Origin of the sequence: Azospirillum agricola (assembly GCF_020005195.1) — a bacterium.
GTDB lineage: Bacteria > Pseudomonadota > Alphaproteobacteria > Azospirillales > Azospirillaceae > Azospirillum > Azospirillum agricola.
This window is the reverse complement of record NZ_JAIFZR010000005.1, coordinates 1,437,501-1,459,442: the sequence shown is the minus strand read 5'-3', so window position 1 is coordinate 1,459,442 and position 21,942 is coordinate 1,437,501. Positions and strand designations below refer to the sequence as shown.

The window sequence follows — 21,942 nt, the reverse complement described above, 5'->3', positions numbered from 1 at the left end:
CGATCGAACCGGCGCGAGCGGCGTTGACGCCGCGAAGGCCGCCCCCTTATCCCTCCCCCGCGCCGTCCCTTACGACACGCCGAACCGTGGAAACCGGGTCCGATCAGGCCAGCCGGAACGGGGGCGGCCGTCTCCAGAAAATCGAAGAAATCCGGGGGGAAGCATGCTGGGCCTCTACGCCGACCATGGAACGACCTACCTGACCGTCCTGATGACGGTCACCACCCTGTCCTTCGCCCTGCCGATCCTCGTGGCGCCGTTGACCTGGGCGCGGCTGATGCTGTGGCGGGTGCCGGCGGAGACCGATCTGGCCGTCTATTTCGGCCGCTGCCTGGGCGCCTTCATCCTGATCGTCGAGTTGCTGATGCTGCGCGCCGTCACCACGGGGACCGGCCTGACCCACGTCTTCGACGTCCTGTTCTGCGTCTTCCTGCTGATGCTCGCCGTGCATGTGTACGGCGCCCTGCGCCGCATCCAGCCAGTCACCGAAACGCTGGAGATCGGCCTGTGGGCCTTCCTGCTGGTCTGCAACACCGTCTTCTACCCGGCAACGGCGCTGGTGCTCTGACGCGCCCGCCGCCTCGGCAGCCTCACCAGCCGCGCAGGAACTCCGCCGTCTCCTCGACCGCCTGCTTCAGCCCGACCCGCTTGACCTCCACCCCCTCGGGGAAGGCGCCGCACAGGCGGGTCGGCATCATCGGGTCGAGCAGCACGAACACGCCGGTATCGTCGGCCCGCCGCACCAGCCGGCCGAAGGCCTGCTTCAGCCGCAGGCGCGTGATCATGTCCTCGTAGCGGCGGCGGCCGAAGGCGTCGCGGCGGGCGCGATGCAGGATGTCCGGGCGCGGCCAGGGCACGCGGTCGAACACGATCAGCCGCAAGGACCGCCCCGGCACGTCCACCCCGTCGCGCACCGCGTCGGTGCCGAGCAGGCAGGCGTGCTCCTCGCCGCGGAAGATGTCGATCAGCGTCGCCACGTCGAGCGGGTCGACGTGCTGGGCGTAGAGCGGGATGCCGACCGCGTCGAGCGGCTCGGCGATGCGCTCGCGCACGGCGCGCAGGCGGCTGATCGCGGTGAACAGGCCGAGCCCGCCGCCACCCGCCGCCAGGAACAGCGACTTGTAGGCGGCCGACACCTGGCCCAGATCGTCCTTGCGGACGTCGTTGACCACGAAGATGCGGGTGCGGCTGGGGTAGTCGAAGGGCGACGGCACCTGCGCCCGGATCGCCGGCATCGGCAGGTGGGTGGCGCCGCAGCGGTCCTCCGCCGCGCGCCAGTCCTGCCCGACGTCGCCGGTGCCGTCGGTCAGCGTCGCCGAGGTCACCACCATGCCGTGCGCCGGCCCGGCCAGCGCCTCGGCGAAGGGAACCGTCGGGTCGACCCAGTGGCGGTACAGCCCGACGTCGACGTCGCGCCCCTCGATGCGTTCCACCGCGAACCAGTCGACGAAATGCGAGGGCGTCTCGGTCGGCAGCGTGCGCAGCATCGAGCGCCACGCCTCGACCGTCAGCGTGCCGCGCCGGTGCAGACTGCGCGACAGCGCGTCGATGCGGCGGCGCTGGTCGGTTTCCAGCTCGGCCGATTCGTCCTCCAGCCGCTGGGCCAGCCGGCGCGACAGCGCCTCCACCGGCTCGGACAGCTTGACCAGCGCCTGTTCCAGATCCGCCGCCGCCTCGACCAGCCCATCCACCGGATAGGCCTTGTCGGCCTCCAGGCTGTAGACGCCACCCTGCCCGGCGGTGCGCGCGTAGACCTGCTGGCGGGCCAGCCGCAGGAAGCGCTCGACCGGCCCCTGCGGGTTGTCGGCGGTCAGCCGGGCGCCCCAGCCGTCGGTCGGCAGCACGCGGGCACCCATCAGCACGGCGTCGAGATGAGCCAGTGCTTCCTCGTCGCCGGCGACGATGTCCTCCAGCCGGCGCTTCAGGCCGCGCGCCCGGCTGCGCCCGGTCTCCTCGGCGCCGAGCAGCCAGCGCCGCAGCTCCTGCGTCTCGCGCCCGGTCAGATGGCCGGCGAAGGCGCTGTCGGCGGCGTCGAAGACATGGTGGCCCTCGTCGAAGACGTAGCGGCTGGGCAGCGTCGGCTCCTCGCCGCCGCCGAGCGCCGCCTGCACCATGACCAGCGCGTGGTTGGCGATGACGACGTCGGCCCGGCGGGCGCGCCGCACGCTCTTCTCGATGTAGCAGCGGCCGTAATGGTCGCAGGCCGAATAGATGCACTCGCCGCGGCGGTCGGCGAGGCCGAGCGTCGCCCCCCGCCCGGCGATGTCGACCAGCCAGCCGGGAAAGTCGCCGCCGGTCATGTCGCCGTCGCGGGTCGCCGCCGCCCAGCGCGCCATCAGCCCGACACCGACCGCTCCGCTCCCGGAGCCGGAATGCGGCTGGAAGTGCATGGCGCGCACCGCCTCCTCCAGGTTCAGCAGGCAGAGGTAGTTCTCGCGCCCCTTGCGCAGCACGACCTTGCGCGCCTTGGTCGCCGGGTCGGGATAGAGACGGTCCAGCTCGGCGTCGATCTGGTGCTGGAGGTTGCGGGTGTAGGTCGAGATCCAGACGGTGCCGCCGTTCTTCTCGGCCCACACCGTCGCCGGGGCGAGGTAGCCGAGCGTCTTGCCGACGCCCGTCCCGGCCTCCGCCAGCACGACGGTCGGCGTGTCGGGCGCCGGGCGCGGGGCGAAGGCGGCGGCCACGGCGCTGGAATAGTCGGCCTGCTGCGGGCGCGGCTCGGCCTGCTTGCCGGGCACCAGCGCCGAGAGCATGACGGCCAGCCGGCGGCGCGCCTCGTCGGGATCGACCGGGTTCTGCGCGGGCGGCGGCGGCGGCGCGCCCTCCTCCCACTCCTTGATGCGGGTCCAGACGCGCAGGCCGGAGCGGGCGGCCCCCTTTTCCGGCCCGTCCGGCTTGCCGAGCGCCGCCAGCACGGCGGGCGCCCAGAGCCAGCCGGACCGCCCCATCTCCCAGGCGAAGGCGACCGGGTCGGAGCTTTCCTCCCGCCCCGGCGCGCCGAGGTCGCCGAGCAGCCGGCGCACCGCGCGCTGCAACGCCAGCGCCTCGCCCTCGTGCCCGTCGGGGGCCGGCAGGTCGAGCGCCTCGGCCAGCCCGCGCGGGGTCGGCACGCAGAAGCGCGCGGGATGGACGAAGGCGAACAGCTCCAGCGCGTCGAAGGCGGGGAAGCCGTCGATGCCCAGCCGGCGGGCGAAGGCGCGGGCGTGGCAGAGCAGCGGCGGCTGCCGGCGCACGCGCGACGCGGCGGCGGCCAGCGTCAGCTCCTCGACCTCGCCGTCGAGCGACAGCGCCACGACGCGGCGCGCCCCGGCCACCATGGCGGGCGCGTCGTCGAGCCGGGGAAGCTGCTCTGGGTCGGAGGTCATGTCCATCGCGCGCACTATAGGGTGCCCGTCCCCGGCAAGCGAGCGCCGCTTGCGGACGGCCTGCCTGTTGACGGATGCCCCCGCCGCCCCCATTGAGAACGGCGGGTTCGGCGTGGGGGTGGCATGCGGCGGCTGTTGCGGTGGGCGCTGGTCGGGGTGTTCGGTCTGGTCGGCCTGACGGTCGCCTGGGCATTGCTCTATCGGGTGGTCCCGGTGCCGGCGACTCCGCTGATGCTGATCCGCGCCGCCGGCGGTTCCGGCCTCGACCGCGACTGGGAGCCGCTGGAGGCGATCTCGCCCCACCTCGCCCGCGCGGTGGTCGCCGCGGAGGACACCGGCTTCTGCGGCCATGGCGGCTTCGACTGGGCCTCCATCGAGGCGGCGCTGGAGGAGAACGAGGAGGGCAAGCGGCTGCGCGGCGGCAGCACGATCAGCCAGCAGACCGCCAAGAACGCCTTCCTGTGGCCCGACCGGAGCTGGACCCGCAAGGGGGCGGAGGCGTGGTTCACCCTGCTGATCGAGGGGCTGTGGCCCAAGCGCCGCATCCTGGAAGTCTATCTGAACATCGTCGAATGGGGCGACGGGATCTACGGCGCCGAGGCCGCCGCCCGGCATCATTTCCGCAAATCCGCCTCGGCGCTGACCCGGCGGGAGGCCGCCCTGCTGGCGGTGGTGCTGCCGAGCCCGCTGCGCTGGTCGCCCGCCACGCCCAGCGCCTACGTCGTCCGCCGCGCCGGAATCATCGAGCGGCGGATGGCCGTGGTGGAGCGCGACGGGCTGGCCGGCTGCGTGCGCTGACCGCCTCCCGCAAGCCGCAAACCGCGCCGGGGGGGGCCGCGTCAGGGCGGCACGGCGCTCCCGGCCAGGAACACGGTGCCGATCAGCACCGCCGCCGATTGCAGGAAGGCGATGTCGGCGGCGCTCCACTCCCGCATCGTCCCGGATTGCTCGCAGCAGAGCACGCCCACCGGCACGGTCTCGTGCAGGACGATGAAGTCCAGCAGGCTGCGGACGTCGCTTTCCTTGAAGTAGCCGTCGGCGAAGCCCCTGGTCGCCGGATGGCCCAGCGCGTCGGAAGCGACGACGCGGGCGTTGTTGGTCAGGGCGCGGAAATAGTCGGGATGGTCGGCGCGCGTCAGCACGATGCCGGACCGGTGCTCCCGCCGCGCGGCGTCGAACAGGTTGCGGCAGACCAGGGTCTCGTGGTCCGCGTCGAAGACCCAGACGCTGGCCCGCGACACGCCGAGCCCTTCCACGATGTCCTCGCAGGCCGCCTTCCACACATCCCCGGCCTTGGCATGGCCGACCCGCAACCCGAACACCGCAGCCCGCGTTCTGTCCATCGAAACAACCCCGCCGCCATCGCCGCGATCATCTTAATCGTGACAGTAACGGCGCAGCAACGGAATGTCGAACGCCATCGAATCATCGCATCCTCAAGCTGTGATCCGGAGCGATCGAGATCTCGATCAGATCGGACAACACCAACCTGCGCGCGTGATCTTCGCCGGACCTGCCGAACCTCGCGTTGCCGCTTCGCAACAAAAGGAGTAGACTCGGGACTGGACAAGGAGAAAGCGGCGGGGCGACCCGTGCGCAGGCACCGTCATCCACACAGCGCGCCTGAACACCGCCCAACAACCCGCCGGGTCCTGCATGCCATCCGTCCCTTCGCGCCTTGGATCGGGGTCGCGCCGCGCCGCCTTCGCGCTGTGCGCCACCGTGGTCCTGGCGGCCGCCGTGCCGGGATGGACGCGCGCGGCGGGCGCGGAGCCGGCCGGGCAGCCGGCCGCGCGCTCCCCCATCCGGGTGACGATGGACGACAATTACCCACCCTTCAGCTTCCGCGACGCGAACGGGGTCCATATGGGCATCGTGGCGGATCTGTGGGCGCTGTGGTCGCGCCGGACCGGCGTGCCGGTGGAACTGCTGCCCACCGACTGGGGGCTGGCCCGCAAGGTGATGGAGGAGGGCAAGGCCGACGTCATCGAGACGATCTTCCGCAGCCCCGCCCGCGAACGGACCCTGGCCTTCTCGGCGCCCTACGCCGCCATCGACGTGCCGATCTGGTTCAACGCCGACCTCAGCGGGATCACCGGCAGCGAATCCCTGCGCGGCTTCACGGTGGGGGTGAAGGACAGCGACTTCTGCGTCGAATGGCTGAGCGACCGCGGCATCACCGGCTTCCAGCGCTTTCCGAACTTCGAGGCGATGCTCGACGCCGCCGCCCGGCGCGATCTGCTGGTCTTCTGCATCGACGACCCGTCCGCGCGCTACTACATGGCCAGACGCGGCATCCAGGGCCAGTTCCGCTACACCGACCCGCTCTACACCGGGCAGCTCCACTGGGCGGTGCGCAAGGAGGACACGGCGCTGCTCCAGCAGGTCGCCGATGGCTTCGCGCAGATCACCCCCGAGGAGCGCCACGCCATCGACGAGCGCTGGTTCGGCCGCAAGCTGTCCAACCCGGCCGAATCCAACCTGCTGGCGCTGCTGGTCAAGATTCTGCTGGGCGCGCTGGCGCTGGGGGCGGTGACGCTGGTCTGGATCACGCTGCTGCGCCGGCAGGTCGACGCCAAGACCGAGAGCCTGAGCGACGCCGTCGCCGCCCTGTCGGCCAGCGAGGCGCGCTTCCGCACCATCTTCGACAGCGTGAACGACGCCATCTTCATCCACGACCTCGACGGCACCGAGATCATCCAGGCCAACCGCCGGATGATCGAGATGTACCGCATCGGCGACATGCCGCTGTCGGCGCTCGACATCGGCATGCTGAGCGCGGGCGAGCCGCCCTACAGCCTGGAGGACGCCATCGGCTGGGTGCGCAAGGCCGCCGGCGGGGACACCCCGCTGTTCGAATGGCACGCCCGCCGGCTGGACGGCAGCCTGTTCTGGGTCGAGGTCAACATGCGCCGCGCGGCGCTCGGCGGCAGCAACCGCCGGCTGCTGGTGGTGGTGCGCGACATCACCGAGCGCAAGGCGGCGCAGGAGCGCATGGAGTTCCTGGCCCACCACGACCCGCTGACGCTGCTGCCCAACCGGCTGCTGGTGCAGGACCGCGCCACCCAGGCCATCGCCCGCGGCGAGCACAATGGCCGCATCGTGGCGCTGCTGGCCGGCGACCTCGACCAGTTCAAGACGGTGAACGATTCGCTGGGCCACGGCGTCGGCGACGGGCTGCTGCGCGCGGTGGCGGAACGGCTGACGGCCTGCGTCCGCGACACCGACACGGTCAGCCGGCCGGGCGGCGACGAGTTCCTGCTGCTGCTGTCCGGCCTGCCCGACGCCGACGCGGTGGTCGAGACGGTCGCCTCGCTTCACGAGGCGATGGCCCGGCCCTTCGACATCGACGGGCACGAACTGACCGTCACCCTGTCCTTCGGCATCGCGCTTGCCCCGATCGACGGGAGCGACTTCGCGACGCTGCTGAAGAACGCCGACACCGCCCTGCACCACGCCAAGGCCAGCGGCCGCAACACCCACCGCTTCTTCGCCGAGGCGATGAACGCCGAGGCGGTGGCCCATCTCTCGACCCGGAGCGGCCTGCGCCGGGCGCTGGAGCGCAACGAGTTCCAGGTCGCCTACCAGCCCCAGGTGGCGATCGACAGCGGCGCCGTGATCGGGGCCGAGGCGCTGCTCCGCTGGAACCACCCCGAGCGCGGGCTGATCCCGCCCGGCGACTTCATCCCCATCGCCGAGGACAGCGGGCTGATCGTGCCGATCGGCGAATGGGTGCTGCGCGAATCCTGCCGGCAGGCGGCGCGCTGGCACGAGTCCGGCCTGCCGCTGACGGTGGCGGTCAATCTCTCGGCGCGCCAGCTCCAGCGGACCGATCTGGTGCGGACGGTCACCGACGCGCTGGCCGGCAGCGGCCTCGACCCGCTCTGCCTGGAGCTGGAGCTGACCGAATCGACGCTGATCCAGAACACCGATCTGGTGGTGGAGAACATCCGCCGGCTCAAGGCGCTGGGCGTGCAGCTCTCGATCGACGATTTCGGCACCGGCTACTCCAACCTGTCCTACATCGGCCGTCTGGCGGTGGACAAGCTGAAGATCGACCGCTCCTTCATCGCCGATCTCTGCCGCAACCACGACAGCGCCAAGATCACCGCCGCCGTCATCCAGATGGCCCACAACCTGAACCTGACCGCCGTCGCCGAGGGGGTCGAGGACCAGGAGACGCTGGACCAGCTTCGCCACCTGCGTTGCGACGTCGCCCAGGGCTACTTCCTCGGCCGCCCCGGCCCGGCCGAGGCGGTGGAGCGCGCCGCCCGGCAGTCGCTGCCGGCACCCCCGCCGCTTTCCGAGAATCAGCCCCGCGAGCGGGCTCCGGTCACGCCGGGCCGCCCGCCACATGAAGGCTGACGACGCCGGCGACGATCAGCACGACGCCGAGAACCTTCATGGCGCTGAGCGTCTCGCCGAACACCAGCACGCCGATCGCGGCGATGGCCGCGGTGCCGGCCGCCGACCAGACGGCGTAGGCGATGCCGACCTCCATCGTCTTCAGCGCCTGCGCCAGCAGCGCGAAGGCCGCGACATAGCCGAGCACCACGACGGCGACCGGCCAGGGCTTCGTCAGCCCATCGGACATCTTCAGCGCCGAGGTCGCGATGACCTCCAGCGCGATCGCCGCGCCCAGATACAGCCAGCTCATCGAACACACCCGGCGGAAAGCGGAAAAGGCGGCGCGAGCCTAGCCCCCCGCCCGGTGCCCGGCAAGCCCGGCAGCGGCCCCCGGACGGCTTCGACGACGCGCACCTGCGGTTGACGGCACGCCCGCCCCGCCCTAGGGTCGTTGCCCTCTTCCATTCTTATGTTTCTGGTGTCGAAAGGGTCCGACAATGACCGGCGAGCGGGATTTGGCGTTGCAGGCGAAGGCATGGCCGTTCGAGGAGGCGCGCAAACTGGTCGCGCGCTTCGCGAAAGCGCCGCCCGCCAAAGGCTACGTCCTGTTTGAGACCGGCTACGGCCCGTCGGGTCTGCCGCATCTCGGCACCTTCGGCGAGGTGGCGCGCACCAGCATGGTGCGCCACGCCTTCGAGACCATGAGCGACTTGCCCACCAAGCTGTTCTGCTTCTCGGACGACATGGACGGGCTGCGCAAGGTCCCCGACAACATCCCCAACAAGGAGCTGGTCTCCGCCAACCTCGGCAAGCCGCTGACCCAGGTGCCCGACCCGTTCGGCACCCACGACAGCTTCGGCGCCCACAACAACGCCCGGCTGCGCGCCTTCCTCGACAGCTTCGGCTTCGAGTACGAGTTCCAGTCCTCGACCGACTGGTACAAGTCCGGCCGCTTCGACGACGCGCTGCTCGGCGTGCTGCGCCATTACGACGAGGTGATGGCGGTCATGCTGCCGACGCTGGGCGCCGAGCGGCAGGCGACCTACAGCCCCTTCCTGCCGGTCTCGCCCTCCACCGGCCGGGTCCTCCAGGTGCCGGTGCTGGAGCGCAACCTCGAGGCCGGAACCATCGTCTTCGAGGACGAGGACGGGAAGAAGATCGAGTTGCCGGTCACCGGCGGCCATGTGAAGCTGCAATGGAAGCCCGACTGGGGCATGCGCTGGTTCGGGCTGGGCGTCGATTACGAGATGTACGGCAAGGATCTGATCCCCTCGGCCGAGCTGGCGGGCAAGATCTGCCGCATCCTCGGCGGCACCCCGCCGGAGGGCTTCAACTACGAGCTCTTCCTCGACGACAAGGGCCAGAAGATCTCCAAGTCGAAGGGCAACGGCCTGACCATGGAGGAATGGCTGGCCTACGCGCCGCCGGAGAGCCTCGCCCTCTACATGTTCCAGAAGCCGAAATCGGCCAAGCGCCTGTATTTCGACGTCATCCCGCGCGCGGTGGACGAGTATCTGACCTTCGTCGAAAAGGTCCATGGCGAGGAGCCGGCCCGCAAGCTGGAGAATCCGGCCTGGCACATCCATGGCGGCAAGCCGCCGGCGGTGCGCTCGGACGTCTCCTTCGTCCTGCTGCTCAATCTGGCGGCGGCGGCGAACGCCGAGACCAAGGAGACCATGTGGGGCTTCATCCGCCGCTACGCGCCCGACGCCACGCCGGAGAACAGCCCCTTCCTCGACAGCATGGTCGGCTACGCGGTCCGCTACTACCAGGACCAGATCAAGCCGTCGAAGCGCTTCCGCGCGCCGACCGACGCCGAGCGCGCCGCGCTGGAGGCCCTGCTGGTCAAGCTCGACACGCTGCCGGCCGACGCCAAGGCCGACGTCATCCAGAACGAGGTGTTCGAGGTCGGCAAGGCGCACGGCTTCACCGAGCTGCGCGCCTGGTTCCAGGCGCTCTACGAGGTGCTGCTCGGCCAGACAACCGGACCGCGCATGGGTTCCTTCATTCAACTTTACGGAGTTGCGGAAACCAAGGCGCTCATTCGTGAGAAGCTGGCGGCCTGACCAGTCATTCCACAGGGAATGGGAAGGAGCGCCACCCGGCGCTTCTTCCTCTTCTTGAAAACGCGACAGTCCAGATTCGGGATCATCTGCGCCTCCCCCGAAAGGATCTTTGTTCGCGGCTTGGGCAATCTTCTGCCCGCCTGCCTATTGTGCGCGCAGAAAAAGACTTATTCCGTTCCGTGCCATGCGGATGCCGCACCGCACCAATTCCAAAAGCGTGATACCGCTAACAGGAGGGCGTCCGTATACTCGGTCCCGTTACTGCATTTTGCAGTGCGTTTCCTCCCTAGACTTCAAAGGCCGCGCCCCTCGGGGCTGCGGCCTTTTTTTCTGCCCGGACGCCGCCCGGCCCGCGCCTGTGACCGCCATCACAGCGGAATGAATAAAATACGCGATAAATTGTCCCATCACCACCGCGCTTTGGACAGGCGCGGGCCGATGGGGAGCTTTCCGGGATGACGACCGATCCACCGCCCTTCGTGCGCCACCACCGCGCGGCACAGGCCCTGGTCAGCACCTTCCAGGAAGCGCTGGAGCCGCAATTCTCCAGCAAGGGCGCCCTGTCGCGCGACGACTTCGCCCGCGCCGTGAACCTGATGATGGCGCATTGGCCGGCCGTCCTGCCGCTGTTCGCCGGCATCTGCCAGTCCTGCACCGCCGCCGGCTGCCGGGCCGGCAGGGGCTGCGGCGGCGGGGAGCCGCGCCCGGCCCTCCTCCAGTCCGCCCCGAAATCAGACGAGCGGCGGCGGGACTTCGCGACGCGGCTGATCGTCTCCACCTTGCGGGCGCGGGTGCCGGAGGCGATGGACCCGATCACCGGCGTCCGCTTCCCCCAGATCATCGTCGGCGGTCTCCAGGCCAGCTTGAACGGCCTGTTCTACGACCGGGAATGGCAGGCGCTGAACGCCGACGCCATCGCCATCTACAACCGCATCGGCACCGAGCGCGACGAGCGGATCTGGGACCGCATCGCCGGCGAGGGCACGCTGGCGGTGCTGGCCGACACCCTGCTCGTACGGGTCATGCTGCGTTTCCGCCAGTTCCACCCGCAGCGCCAGACCTTCATGCGGCGGATGACCGGGCTGTTGCGCGACAAGCGCTTCGTCTTCGCCGACGAGCATTTCGACACGCTGTTCGACAGCCTGTTCGGCCGGCTGCGCGACCATCTGCGCAGCGAGTTCGACCGGGCCCGCGTCGACATCCATTACGGCGAGGGAACCGCCGACAGCCTGCTGCGCATCTTCGACCAGTTCGACAAGCACCGGCTGGACCAGTCGCTTCCCATCAAGGCGCTGGGCGGCCGCAGCAAGCCGCGCCCGATGCTGGCCCAGCGCAGCATGCTGGGCTCCACCCCGGCGGCGAAGCGGCGCTGAACCCGGACGCCGAAGGAAAAGGGGCGCCGAGGAAAAGGGACGCAGGAAACCGGCGGTTCTCACGTAGCCGAATTAGCCGGCTGTTAACCGAAGCTGCGGTTGCATGATGGCGCAATGCCCACGTCCCCCCGCATCGGGGCATCCCTGTCGAGGCTCATGGTCCGGTGACACCCCAGCGCCCCCTCCCCCACCCTGTGCCCACGGCGGACGCCGGGGAGGGAGTGGCGCCCGAACTGCTCGACTACCTGTTCGAGGAGCCATCGGATCCGCCGCCCGCCTCCCTGCCGGCGCCGCTTCCCGCGCCAGTCCCGGCCCGCAAGGCGGCGCAGCGGGTCGGCGACGCGCTGGTCGAGTCGCGGCTCGCCGGGATGGGCGACGCCGACGTCCGCGCCCGGCTGGCCCGCACCCTGTGCCGCCTGCTGCCCGACCTGCCGCCGGGCGGGGCGGAGACCGTCGGCACCGTCGCCGTCCGCGCGCTGGAGCAGCTTGCCCGCGACCACATCCTGCGGGTGCGCGAGGCGCTGGCGACCGCCATCAAGGACGTCGCCTGCGCGCCGCCCGCCCTGGTGGCGACGCTGGCGCGCGACGTCGAGCGCTCGGTGGCGGAGCCGGTGCTGCGCTGCTGCGCCGCCCTGACCGACGCGGATCTGCTGGACATCGTCGCCGGCGCCCCGGCCGGCTGGGCGCTGGCGGCCATCGCGCGGCGGCGCCATGTCGGCGCCCCGCTGTCCGACGCCATCGCCGGGGCCGGCGACCCCGCGGCGACCGGCATCCTGCTCGACAACAGCGGCGCCGTGATCGCCGAGCGCACGCTCGAATCCCTGGTCGAGGCGGCGGCCCGCCATCCGGACTGGCAGGCGACGCTGGCCCGCCGCCCCGCCCTGCCCCGCCGGCTGGCGGTGCGGCTGGCCGATTTCGTCGATCTGACGGTGGTCGAGGCGTTGCGCCGCCGCCCCGATTTCGACGACGCGACGGTGGCGGAGATCGCCGCGGCCACCCGCCGCCGCATCGATTGGGCCGAGGTCGCCGCCCAGTCGGCCGACGGCGGCGAATCGCCGGAGCGCCGCGCCGTCCGCCTGCACCGCCAGGGCAAGCTGGACGAGACCGCGCTCGGCGACGCCCTGTCCTGGAACGAGACCGGATTTGTCCGCGCCGCCCTGACCCTGCGCACCCGCGTGGCGCCCGACGTGGTGGATTTGATCCTCGACGCCCACGACGCCACGGCGGTGACCGCGCTGGTCTGGCGCGCCGGGCTGTCGATGCGCTGCGCCATGCAGATCCAGGCGCGCGTCGCCGGCATCCCGCCGCGCTCGATGCTCAACGCCCGGCAGGGCAGCGGTTTCCCGCTGTCCGCCGCCGCCATGGAACGGCACCTGGAGCGTTACGGCATCCGCAGTTGAGCCCGGCCTGCGACCGTCCTTACGGCGTGCCGGTGCGCGGCATCGGCTGGCGCGGCGTCGCGCGGCCGGCGTGCGGCAGCGGCGTGTCGGCCGACGGCTCCTTGTAGTAGGGGCCGCGGTCGGTCGGCGACGCCAGCGCCTCGGCCGGGGTGACGATCTGCTCGCCCGTGCCGCCGTCGAAGGCGATCAGCGCCTGCTTGCGCACCTCCTTGCAGGCCGCCCGCTTGTCGGCGATCCCGGCCGCGTCCGAACCGCTGAAGGCGTAGAGCGGCAGGACCAGCCCGGTGCGCTCGCCGCCGGGGATGTTGGTGAAGACGTAGTTGGTCAGCGTCCGGCAATGGGCGACGCTGACGGCGCTGGTGCTGTCGGTGACCGGCGCCGCCGCGAGCGCCGCCTCGTAGTCCGCGACGGTTTGTCCCAGCGCCCCGCCGGCCAGCAGCGCCAGCGGCAGGGACACGGACAGCAAAGTGGTGAAACGGGCCATGGACGCTCTCCCTTGAACCTTCGTGAACGGGTCGCGAAACGATTGGATATCCTACGCATAGAACCCGGCGATCCTGTCGCGCGCAATGAAGATCGGGGCTGCGGCACTGCGCTGCAACAGCAGCGTTGCGGTCACGCTTGCTCTCCGCGACAAAACGCGCTACCAACCATCCCGAAATCTCGGGGCGCTGGATCCCTAAGACGTTAGAATGACCATTGGTTCTAGTCTCCCGCTGAATGGGGGACGCTCAACGTTTTAGGAAACGCTCCATGGCTCGCAAGAAGATTGCGCTCGTTGGTGCCGGCCAGATCGGCGGCACGCTGGCCCTGCTCGCTGCCCAGAAGGAACTGGGCGACGTCGTCCTGTTCGACATCGCCGAAGGCATGCCGGCCGGCAAGGCGCTGGATCTGGCCGAGACGGCCCCGGTCGAGGGCTACAACGCCAGCCTGACCGGCGGCAACGACTACTCGGTCATCGAGGGCGCCGACGTCGTGATCGTCACCGCCGGCATCCCGCGCAAGCCGGGCATGAGCCGCGACGACCTGATCGGCATCAACAGCGGCGTCTGCAAGACCGTCGGCGAGGCCATCGGCAAGTACGCCCCCAACGCCTTCGTGATCGTCATCACCAACCCGCTCGACGTCATGGTGTGGGTGTTGCAGCAGGCCTCCGGCCTGCCGCCGGAGCGCGTGGTCGGCATGGCCGGCGTGCTCGACTCGGCGCGCTTCCGCTTCTTCCTGGCCGAGGAGTTCAACGTCTCGGTCGAGGACGTCACCGCCTTCGTGCTCGGCGGCCACGGCGACACCATGGTCCCGCTCGTCCGCTACTCGACCGTCGCCGGCATCCCGCTGCCCGATCTGGTCAAGCTCGGCTGGACCACGCAGGAGAAGCTCGACCAGATCGTCCAGCGCACCCGTGACGGCGGCGCCGAGATCGTCAAGCTGCTGAAGACCGGCTCGGCCTTCTACGCCCCGGCCGCCTCGGCCATCCAGATGGCGGAAGCCTACCTCAAGGACCAGAAGCGCGTCCTGCCGGTCGCCGCCCACCTGACCGGCCAGTACGGCCAGGACGACCTGTATGTCGGCGTTCCCGTGATCATCGGCGCCGGCGGCGTCGAGAAGATCATCGAGATCGAGCTGAACGACGACGAAAAGGCGATGTTCCAGAACTCGGTCGACGCCGTGAAGACCCTGGTCGACGTCGTCAAGAAGCAGGAAGCCGAGAAGGCCGCCTCCTAAGGCCCTTCCCGCGGCCCGGCCTCCACCCCATCTCCCACGGGTCGGGAGCGGGTGCCGGAGGCCGGGCCGCGGCGGTTCCCCATCGTCAGTCGATCCGATCTCGTCAGCCGAACCAAAAAACAGATGGACGCCCGATGAACATCCATGAGTATCAGGCCAAAAGCCTGCTGAAGAAGTACGGCGTCGCGGTTCCCCGCGGCGGCGTTGCCTACACCCCGCAGGAGGCCGAGACGGTCGCCCGCGAGCTGGGCGGTCCGGTCTGGGTCGTGAAGTCCCAGATCCACGCCGGCGGCCGCGGCGCCGGGCGCTTCAAGGACAACCCGGAGGGCAAGGGCGGCGTCCGCGTCGTCAAGTCCATCGAGGACGTGGGCAAGAACGCCGGCGAGATGCTCAACCACGTTCTGGTCACCAAGCAGACCGGTCCGGAAGGCCGCGAGGTCAAGCGCCTCTACGTCGAGGAAGGCGCCGACATCAAGCGCGAGCTGTATCTCGGCATGCTGACCGACCGCGCCACCGGCCGCGTCACCATCATGGCGTCCACCGAGGGCGGCATGGAGATCGAAGAGGTCGCCCACAACACGCCCGAGAAGATCGTCAAGGTCGCCATCGACCCGGCGACCGGCGTCCAGGGCTACCACACCCGCAAGGTCGCCTTCGCCCTCGGGCTCGAGGGCAAGCAGGTCGGCGCCGCCGCCAAGTTCATCACGGCCGCCTACAAGGCGTTCATCGACCTGGACTGCGCGATCGTCGAGATCAACCCGCTGATCGTCACCGGCTCGGGCGATATCCTGGCGCTCGACGCCAAGATCAGCTTCGACGACAACGCCCTGTTCCGCCACAAGGACGTCGAAGAGCTGCGCGACGAGGCCGAAGAGGATCCGTACGAGATCGAGGCCGCCAAGCACAGCCTCAACTACGTCAAGCTCGACGGCAACATCGGCTGCATGGTGAACGGCGCCGGCCTGGCGATGGCCACCATGGACATCATCAAGCTGTACGGCGGCGAGCCGGCCAATTTCCTCGACGTCGGCGGCGGCGCCACCAAGGAGCGCGTCACCGCGGCCTTCAAGCTGATCCTCTCGGACAGCAACGTCGAAGGCATCCTGGTGAACATCTTCGGCGGCATCATGCGCTGCGACGTGATCGCCGAGGGCGTCGTCGCCGCGGCCCGCGAGGTGCACCTGCACGTTCCGCTGGTCGTCCGCCTCGAAGGCACCAACGTCGATCTGGGCAAGAAGATCCTGGCCGAATCCGGCCTGCCGATCCTCTCGGCCGACAACCTCGCCGACGCCGCCGAGAAGGTGGTCAAGGCCGTGAAGGAGGCCGCGTGAAATGGCTGTTCTCGTCGATAAGAACACCAAGGTGATCTGCCAGGGCTTCACCGGAGCCCAGGGCACCTTCCACTCCGAGCAGGCCATCGCCTACGGCACCAAGATGGTCGGCGGCGTGACGCCGGGCAAGGGCGGCGCCAAGCACCTCGACCTGCCGATCTTCGACACGGTGGCCGACGCGGTCGAGAAGACCGGCGCCAACGCGTCGGTGATCTACGTGCCGCCGCCCTTCGCGGCCGACGCGATTCTGGAGGCCATCGACGCCGAAATCCCGCTGGTCGTCTGCATCACCGAGGGCATCCCGGTGCTCGACATGGTGCGGGTCAAGCGCGCGCTCAGCGGCTCCAAGACCCGCCTGATCGGCCCGAACTGCCCCGGCATCATCACGCCGGACGAGTGCAAGATCGGCATCATGCCCGGCCACATCCACAAGCGCGGCAAGATCGGCATCGTGTCCCGCTCGGGCACGCTGACCTACGAGGCCGTCGCGCAGACCACGGCGGCCGGCCTGGGCCAGACCACCTGCATCGGCATCGGCGGCGACCCGGTCAACGGCACCAACTTCGTCGACAGCCTGGAGCTGTTCGTGAAGGACCCGGAGACCGAGGGCATCATCATGATCGGCGAGATCGGCGGCGACGCCGAGGTCAAGGGGGCCGAGTTCCTCAAGGCGTCGGGCACGAAGAAGCCGGTCGTCGGCTTCATCGCCGGCCGCACCGCCCCTCCGGGCCGCCGCATGGGCCACGCCGGCGCGGTGATCTCCGGCGGCAACGACACCGCCGACTTCAAGATCGACTTCATGAAGTCGGTCGGCATCGCCGTCGCCGACAGCCCCGCTTCGCTTGGCTCGACCATGCTGAAGGTGTTCAAGGGCTGAGGTGACAGCGAGGGGACGCCGTCCCCTCGCAACCCCCGCCAAGGGCCGGCGGCCCTTGGATCCCCTCTCGCACGGGGATCCGAAGGCCGCTGCGCCTCTCCAACGCACATAAAGAACCCTCACAGGGAATCGGGCGAAAGCCCGAAGTGAATCATGTCGGCAAATTTGGAGCAGACCTCGTTCCTCTTCGGATCGAACGCCGGTTACGTCGCCGAACTCTACGCCCGCTTCCTCACGGATCCCGCCGCGGTCGATCCGAGCTGGAACGGCTTCTTCAAGGACCTGGACGACGATTCGCGCGCCGTGCTCGACGAGCTGCGCGGCGCCTCCTGGACCTTGCGGGACGATGAGACGAACGGGGCTGCCCCGGAGACCACCGGCGGCAACGGCTTCGCCGGCCCCGCCAACGGCGGCCTCGTCGCCCACGCGCAGGCCGTCCACGGCGGCATCAGCCCGCAGCAGCTGCGCGCGGCGACCCTCGACAGCATCCGCGCCCTGATGCTGATCCGCGTCTTCCGCGTCCGCGGCCACATGAACGCGCATTTCGACCCGCTGGGCCTCGAAAAGCGCGAGCCGCACCCGGAACTCGATCCGGCGACCTACGGCTTCGGCCCCGGCGACCTCGACCGCCCGATCTTCCTGAACTACTCGCTCGGCCTGGAAACGGCGACGCTGCGCCAGATTCTCGACATCCTGCACAAGACCTACTGCGGGACGATCGGCGTCGAGTTCATGCACATCCAGGACCCGGAGGAGAAGGCCTGGATCCAGGAGCGCATCGAGGGCGGCCGCAACCACACCGACTTCACGGTGAACGGCAAGCGTGCCATCCTGGAGCGCCTGACCGCCGCCGAGGGCTTCGAGAAGTTCCTCCAGCTGAAATACACCGGCACCAAGCGCTTCGGCCTTGAGGGCGGCGAGTCGATGATCCCGGCGCTGGAGCAGATCCTCAAGCGCGGCGGCCAGCTCGGCCTCAAGGAAGTCGTCGTCGGCATGGCCCACCGCGGCCGTCTGAACGTGCTGACCAACTTCATGGGCAAGCCCTTCTCGGCCGTCTTCTCCGAGTTTCAGGGCAACCCGTCGAGCCCGACCGACGTCCAGGGCTCGGGCGACGTGAAGTACCATCTCGGCACCTCGTCGGACCGCGACTTCAACGGCAACATCGTCCACCTGTCGCTGACCGCCAACCCGTCCCACCTGGAATGGGTCAACCCGGTCGTGCTCGGCAAGGTGCGCGCCAAGCAGCAGCAGCGCCGCGACCTGGAACGCGAGCAGGTGATGGGCGTGCTGATCCACGGCGACGCCGCCTTCGCCGGCCAGGGCATCGTCGCCGAGACGCTCGGCCTGTCGGAGCTGCGCGGCTACCGCACCGGCGGCACCATGCACTTCATCATCAACAACCAGATCGGCTTCACCACGAACCCGACCTACTCGCGCTCGGGCGTCTATTGCTCCGACATGGCGAAGATGGTGCAGGCGCCGATCTTCCACGTGAACGGCGACGACCCCGAGGCCGTGGTCCATGTCAGCCGCATGGCCATCGAGTTCCGCCAGAAGTTCAAGCGCGACGTCGTCGTGGACATGGTGTGCTACCGCCGCCACGGCCACAACGAGGGCGACGAGCCGGGCTTCACCCAGCCGCTGATGTACAAGAAGATCCGCGCCCACGCGACGACGCGCGAGCTGTACGCCAAGCAGCTGGTCGACGAGAACGTCATCACCCAGGCCGAATCCGACCAGATCACCGGCGACTTCATGAAGAAGCTGGAAGCCGAGTTCGAGGCGTCGAGCACCTACAAGCCCAACAAGGCCGACTGGCTGGAAGGCAAGTGGGCGGGTCTCCAGCAGCAGGACGAACAGACCGAGCACCGCGGCAACACCGGCGTCTCGCTCGACCTCCTGAAGGAGATCGGCCTGAAGCTCTGCCAGTATCCCAAGGACTTCGCGATCAACCCGAAGATCGCCCGCCAGCTCGAGGCCAAGAAGAAGGCCATCGAAACCGGCGAGGGCATCGACTGGGCGACCGCCGAGGCGCTGGCCTACGGCTCGCTGCTCGTCGAGGGCACCGGCGTCCGTCTGTCGGGCCAGGATTCCGGCCGCGGCACCTTCTCGCACCGCCACGCGGTGATGTACGACCAGAACACCGAAGAGAAGTACCTGCCGCTGACCAACCTCCACCCGGAGCAGGGCACCTTCGAGGTTCACGACAGCCCGCTGTCGGAAGCGGCCGTCGTCGGCTACGAGTACGGCTACTCGCTGGCCGAGCCGCACGACCTGATCCTGTGGGAGGCGCAGTTCGGCGACTTCGCCAACACCGCGCAGACCATCATCGACCAGTTCATCTCGTCGGGCGAATCCAAGTGGCTGCGCATGTCCGGCCTGGTCCTGCTGTTGCCGCACGGCTACGAGGGCCAGGGCCCCGAGCACAGCTCGGCGCGTCCGGAGCGCTTCCTCCAGAACTCCGCCGAGGACAACTGGCAGATCTGCAACGTCACGACCCCGGCCAACCTGTTCCACATCTTCCGCCGCCAGGTCCGCCGCTCCTTCCGCAAGCCGCTGGTCCTCTTCACGCCGAAGTCGCTGCTGCGCCACAAGCTCTGCATCTCCGACCTCGCCGAACTGGGCCCGAACACCAGCTTCCACCGCGTGCTCGGCGAGACCGCCAACGATCTGGTCGAGAACGAGAAGATCCGCCGCGTCGTCGTCTGCTCCGGCAAGGTCTATTACGACCTCCTGCAGGAACGCATGAGCCGCGGCATCAAGGATGTCGTCCTCATCCGCCTGGAGCAGATGTATCCGTTCCCCAAGACCACCATGGCCAAGGAGTTCGCAAAATACCCGAACGCCGAGGTCGTCTGGTGCCAGGAGGAGCCGGAGAACCAGGGCGGCTGGACCTTCGTCGACCGCCGCATCGAGGGCTGCCTGAAGGCCACCGACCACAAGGCGGGCCGTCCGGTCTACGCCGGCCGGCCGGCCACCGCGTCGCCCGCGACCGGCCTGCTGAAGCGCCACAACCAGGAGCAGGCCAAGCTGCTGGACGACGCGCTGACGGTCCGGTAATCCGTTCACCCAAGCGACCAAAAAAAGACGAACTGAGGAAGTCATGGCTACCGAAATCAAGGTCCCCACGCTGGGTGAATCCGTCTCCGAGGCGACCATCGCCCGCTGGCTGAAGAAGGTCGGCGACAGCGTCGCCGTCGACGAGCCGCTGGTCGAGCTGGAAACCGACAAGGTCACGCTGGAGGTCAACGCGACCGCCGCCGGCGTCCTGGCCGAGATCGTCGCCCCCGAGGGCGACAACGTCGGCGTCGGCGCACTGCTGGGCGTCATCACCGAGGGCGCGGCCGGCGCCGCCGCCGCTCCGGCGGTCGCTGCCGCCCCGGCTCCGGCGGCTGCTCCGGCTCCGGCCGCCGCCCCGGCGCCCGCCGCGGCTCCCGGCAACATCGCCGCCTCCGGCCCGGCCGCCCGCAAGCTGGCCGACGAGAAGGGCGTCGACACCGCCTCCATCGCCGGCACCGGCAAGGACGGCCGCATCACCAAGGGCGACGTGCTGGCCGCCCCGGCCAAGCCCGCCGCGTCGGCTCCGGCCGCCGCCGCCCCCGCGCCCAAGTTCCAGTGGGCCGCCGGCACCCAGGGCGAGCGGCCGCGCGCCGCGCAGGAGGAGCGGGTCCGCATGACCCGCCTGCGCCAGCGCATCGCCGAGCGCCTGAAGGAGGCCCAGAACAGCGCCGCCATGCTGACCACCTTCAACGAGGTGGACATGAGCGCGGCGATGGCTCTGCGCTCGGAGTACAAGGACTTCTTCGAGAAGCGCCACAAGGTGCGTCTCGGCTTCATGTCCTTCTTCGTGAAGGCCGCCATTCAGGCGCTGAAGGAAATCCCGGCGGTCAACGCCGAGATCGACGGCACCGACATCGTCTACAAGAACTACTACGACATCGGCGTCGCCGTCGGCACGCCGCAGGGTCTGGTGGTTCCGGTCATCCGCGACGCCGACAAGCTGGACTTCGCCGGCGTCGAGGGCACCATCGCCGCCCTTGGCAAGAAGGGCCGCGACGGCAAGCTGTCGATGGACGAGCTGACCGGCGGCACCTTCACCATCTCGAACGGCGGCGTCTACGGCTCGCTGATGTCGACCCCGATCATCAACCCGCCGCAGTCGGCCATCCTCGGCATGCACAAGACCATGGACCGCGCGGTCGTGGTCAACGGCAAGATCGAGGTCCGTCCGATGATGTACCTCGCGCTCTCCTACGACCACCGCATCATCGACGGCAAGGAAGCGGTCACCTTCCTCGTCCGCATCAAGGAGTTGATCGAGGATCCGCGCCGCCTGCTGCTGGACGTCTGAGCCGAATTTCCGACAAGGGACTGCGGAAGGGCTCCGCCCTCCGCACAACCCACCCGCCAGGGGCCCGACCGCCCTTGGAACCCTCAAAAGGGCGCCGAAAGGCGCCCTTTTTTCTATGGCGTGCGCCTCCCGTTCTTGGGCGGCCCCGGTGCTGGGGGCTACCCCCAACCGTCTCCACCGCCATCGCCACATCCCTTGGATCGCGAGTCGTCGGGAAGCACCGGCGTCGGCGCCTTCTCCTCCCGCCGAGTGATCCATTTCGTCGGCAAAGCCGCCGGCGACATCGGCGCCGCGCCGGAAGCCGTCCGCGACCGCGACCGCGACCGCGTGACCGCCGGGCATCGCGATGAACGGCTTTGTCATCCTCGACGAGTTGACGCAAGGGATCCGCCCCAACCGGCTGGCGGCCCCGATTTTCCCTGCCTTTCCGCCGCCGTCCCGCCGCGTGGCCACCCCCTCTCACTCTGTTCGCATGCGCAATAGTTCGGAGCGCTTTCAATTGCGCTTGCCTTAGATTGGTATCTGGTATACCATATCGATAATGTCAGTGCGCGGCCGCTCCAAGGGCCCTCCACACCGGCAAGAAGTCGCTGCGGGTCAAGCCGGCGTCTCGAACGGTGCCGAGGCCGGACGCCCGAAAAGCGTCGAGGAGATCGGAATGAAGCCAACGCCGAAAAGCGCGCGAACGCTCGGCATCCCTTTCACGAACCCGCGCTCCCGCGGGTCGCGTCCCTTCCTGGTGCGAGGCCCGTCATGACCACGGACATCGATTACGCCCAACTGATCGCAGCCATCGGCGACGCGGTGATCGTGTCGGACGCGCAGGGCGCCATCACCCTGTGGAACGCGGCGGCCGAACGCATGTTCGGCTTCACCCAGGCCGAAGCGCTCGGCCAGTCGCTCGACCTCATCATCCCGGAACGCCAGCGCCAGCGTCACTGGGACGGTTACGACAAGACCATGCGGACGGGCCTGACCCGTTACGGCAACGACGTGCTGCGGGTGCCGGCGCTGCACAAGGACGGCCACGCCCTGTCCATCGCCTTCACCGTGGCGCTGCTGCGCAAGCCCGACGGCAGCGTCGACGCCATCGTCGCCGTCGTCCGCGAC

Annotated in this window: 16 protein-coding genes (1 of these 16 cut by a window edge); 12 read left to right on the top strand and 4 right to left on the bottom strand. The window is 69.5% G+C overall.

All coding sequences use genetic code 11. The features are described 5' to 3' along the window. Positions 1-163 precede the first annotated feature (163 nt). Positions 164-568: a hypothetical protein gene (locus tag JN22_RS21905; RefSeq protein WP_085555934.1), complete on the top strand. Its 405-nt coding sequence runs from the start codon at positions 164-166 to the stop codon at positions 566-568. A 22-nt stretch (positions 569-590) separates the two neighbouring features. On the opposite strand, the gene JN22_RS21900 is transcribed toward JN22_RS21905, so the two are convergent. Next, complete coding sequence (locus JN22_RS21900) at positions 591-3,371, bottom strand: ATP-dependent DNA helicase (RefSeq protein WP_085555933.1); 2,781 nt, start codon at positions 3,369-3,371, stop codon at positions 591-593. Positions 3,372-3,488: 117 nt separating this feature from the next. On the opposite strand from JN22_RS21900, the gene mtgA reads away from it, so the two are divergent. Further along, positions 3,489-4,163, top strand: coding sequence for a monofunctional biosynthetic peptidoglycan transglycosylase (gene mtgA, locus JN22_RS21895; RefSeq protein WP_085555932.1), 675 nt, complete (start codon positions 3,489-3,491; stop codon positions 4,161-4,163). Between the two features lie 41 nt (positions 4,164-4,204). Here the strand turns inward: mtgA and JN22_RS21890 are convergent, their stop codons facing one another. Continuing rightward, positions 4,205-4,708, bottom strand: a complete 504-nt coding sequence (locus JN22_RS21890) for a GAF domain-containing protein (RefSeq protein WP_085555931.1) — start codon at positions 4,706-4,708, stop codon at positions 4,205-4,207. Between the two features lie 313 nt (positions 4,709-5,021). Between JN22_RS21890 and JN22_RS21885 the strand changes: the two genes are divergently transcribed. Then, entirely contained in the window at positions 5,022-7,730 is a 2,709-nt protein-coding gene (locus JN22_RS21885) for an EAL domain-containing protein (protein ID WP_085555930.1), read from the top strand. Here the strand turns inward: JN22_RS21885 and JN22_RS21880 are convergent. Next, on the bottom strand, positions 7,699-8,022 hold the full coding sequence (locus JN22_RS21880) for a DMT family transporter (protein WP_085555929.1): 324 nt from the start codon (positions 8,020-8,022) through the stop codon (positions 7,699-7,701). The two genes, JN22_RS21885 and JN22_RS21880, sit on opposite strands and share 32 nt — an antisense overlap. Positions 8,023-8,209: 187 nt before the next feature. Between JN22_RS21880 and JN22_RS21875 the strand changes: the two genes are divergently transcribed. From JN22_RS21875 to JN22_RS21865, 3 genes are all read left to right on the top strand, one after another. Further along, positions 8,210-9,778, top strand: a complete 1,569-nt coding sequence (locus tag JN22_RS21875) for a lysine--tRNA ligase (protein WP_085555928.1) — start codon at positions 8,210-8,212, stop codon at positions 9,776-9,778. A 455-nt stretch (positions 9,779-10,233) separates the two neighbouring features. Continuing rightward, positions 10,234-11,151 carry a hypothetical protein gene (locus tag JN22_RS21870; protein ID WP_085555927.1) on the top strand — a complete coding sequence of 306 codons (918 nt, stop codon included), beginning with the start codon at positions 10,234-10,236 and terminating at the stop codon, positions 11,149-11,151. Positions 11,152-11,372: 221 nt separating this feature from the next. Further along, complete coding sequence (locus tag JN22_RS21865) at positions 11,373-12,551, top strand: DUF2336 domain-containing protein (RefSeq protein ID WP_223677838.1); 1,179 nt, start codon at positions 11,373-11,375, stop codon at positions 12,549-12,551. 19 nt (positions 12,552-12,570) lie between these two features. Here JN22_RS21865 and JN22_RS21860 read toward each other — a convergent pair whose 3' ends face one another. Continuing rightward, the gene (locus tag JN22_RS21860; protein WP_085555925.1) at positions 12,571-13,035 is read right to left on the bottom strand and encodes a hypothetical protein; all 465 of its coding nucleotides are present in this window, start codon (positions 13,033-13,035) and stop codon (positions 12,571-12,573) included. Positions 13,036-13,304: 269 nt separating this feature from the next. Here JN22_RS21860 and mdh point away from each other — a divergent pair, with 269 nt between their 5' ends. The 6 genes from mdh to JN22_RS21830 all read left to right on the top strand — a co-directional run. After that, a complete protein-coding gene (gene mdh, locus JN22_RS21855) occupies positions 13,305-14,273 on the top strand; it encodes a malate dehydrogenase (protein WP_085555924.1) in 969 nt (322 codons plus the stop codon). A gap of 134 nt (positions 14,274-14,407) precedes the next feature. Next, on the top strand, positions 14,408-15,604 hold the full coding sequence (sucC, locus tag JN22_RS21850) for an ADP-forming succinate--CoA ligase subunit beta (protein WP_085555923.1): 1,197 nt from the start codon (positions 14,408-14,410) through the stop codon (positions 15,602-15,604). Between the two features lies 1 nt (position 15,605). After that, on the top strand, positions 15,606-16,481 hold the full coding sequence (gene sucD, locus JN22_RS21845) for a succinate--CoA ligase subunit alpha (protein ID WP_085555922.1): 876 nt from the start codon (positions 15,606-15,608) through the stop codon (positions 16,479-16,481). 153 nt (positions 16,482-16,634) lie between these two features. Then, positions 16,635-19,541 carry a 2-oxoglutarate dehydrogenase E1 component gene (locus JN22_RS21840; RefSeq protein ID WP_085555921.1) on the top strand — a complete coding sequence of 969 codons (2,907 nt, stop codon included), beginning with the start codon at positions 16,635-16,637 and terminating at the stop codon, positions 19,539-19,541. A 43-nt stretch (positions 19,542-19,584) separates the two neighbouring features. Continuing rightward, the gene (odhB, locus tag JN22_RS21835; RefSeq protein ID WP_085555920.1) at positions 19,585-20,832 is read left to right on the top strand and encodes a 2-oxoglutarate dehydrogenase complex dihydrolipoyllysine-residue succinyltransferase; all 1,248 of its coding nucleotides are present in this window, start codon (positions 19,585-19,587) and stop codon (positions 20,830-20,832) included. A 753-nt stretch (positions 20,833-21,585) separates the two neighbouring features. After that, positions 21,586-21,942: the 5' portion of a PAS domain S-box protein gene (locus tag JN22_RS21830; RefSeq protein WP_085555919.1), read on the top strand. Its footprint extends 78 nt past the window's final position; 357 of the gene's 435 nt are visible here — the first part of the coding sequence; its start codon is at positions 21,586-21,588; its stop codon lies off the right edge, out of view.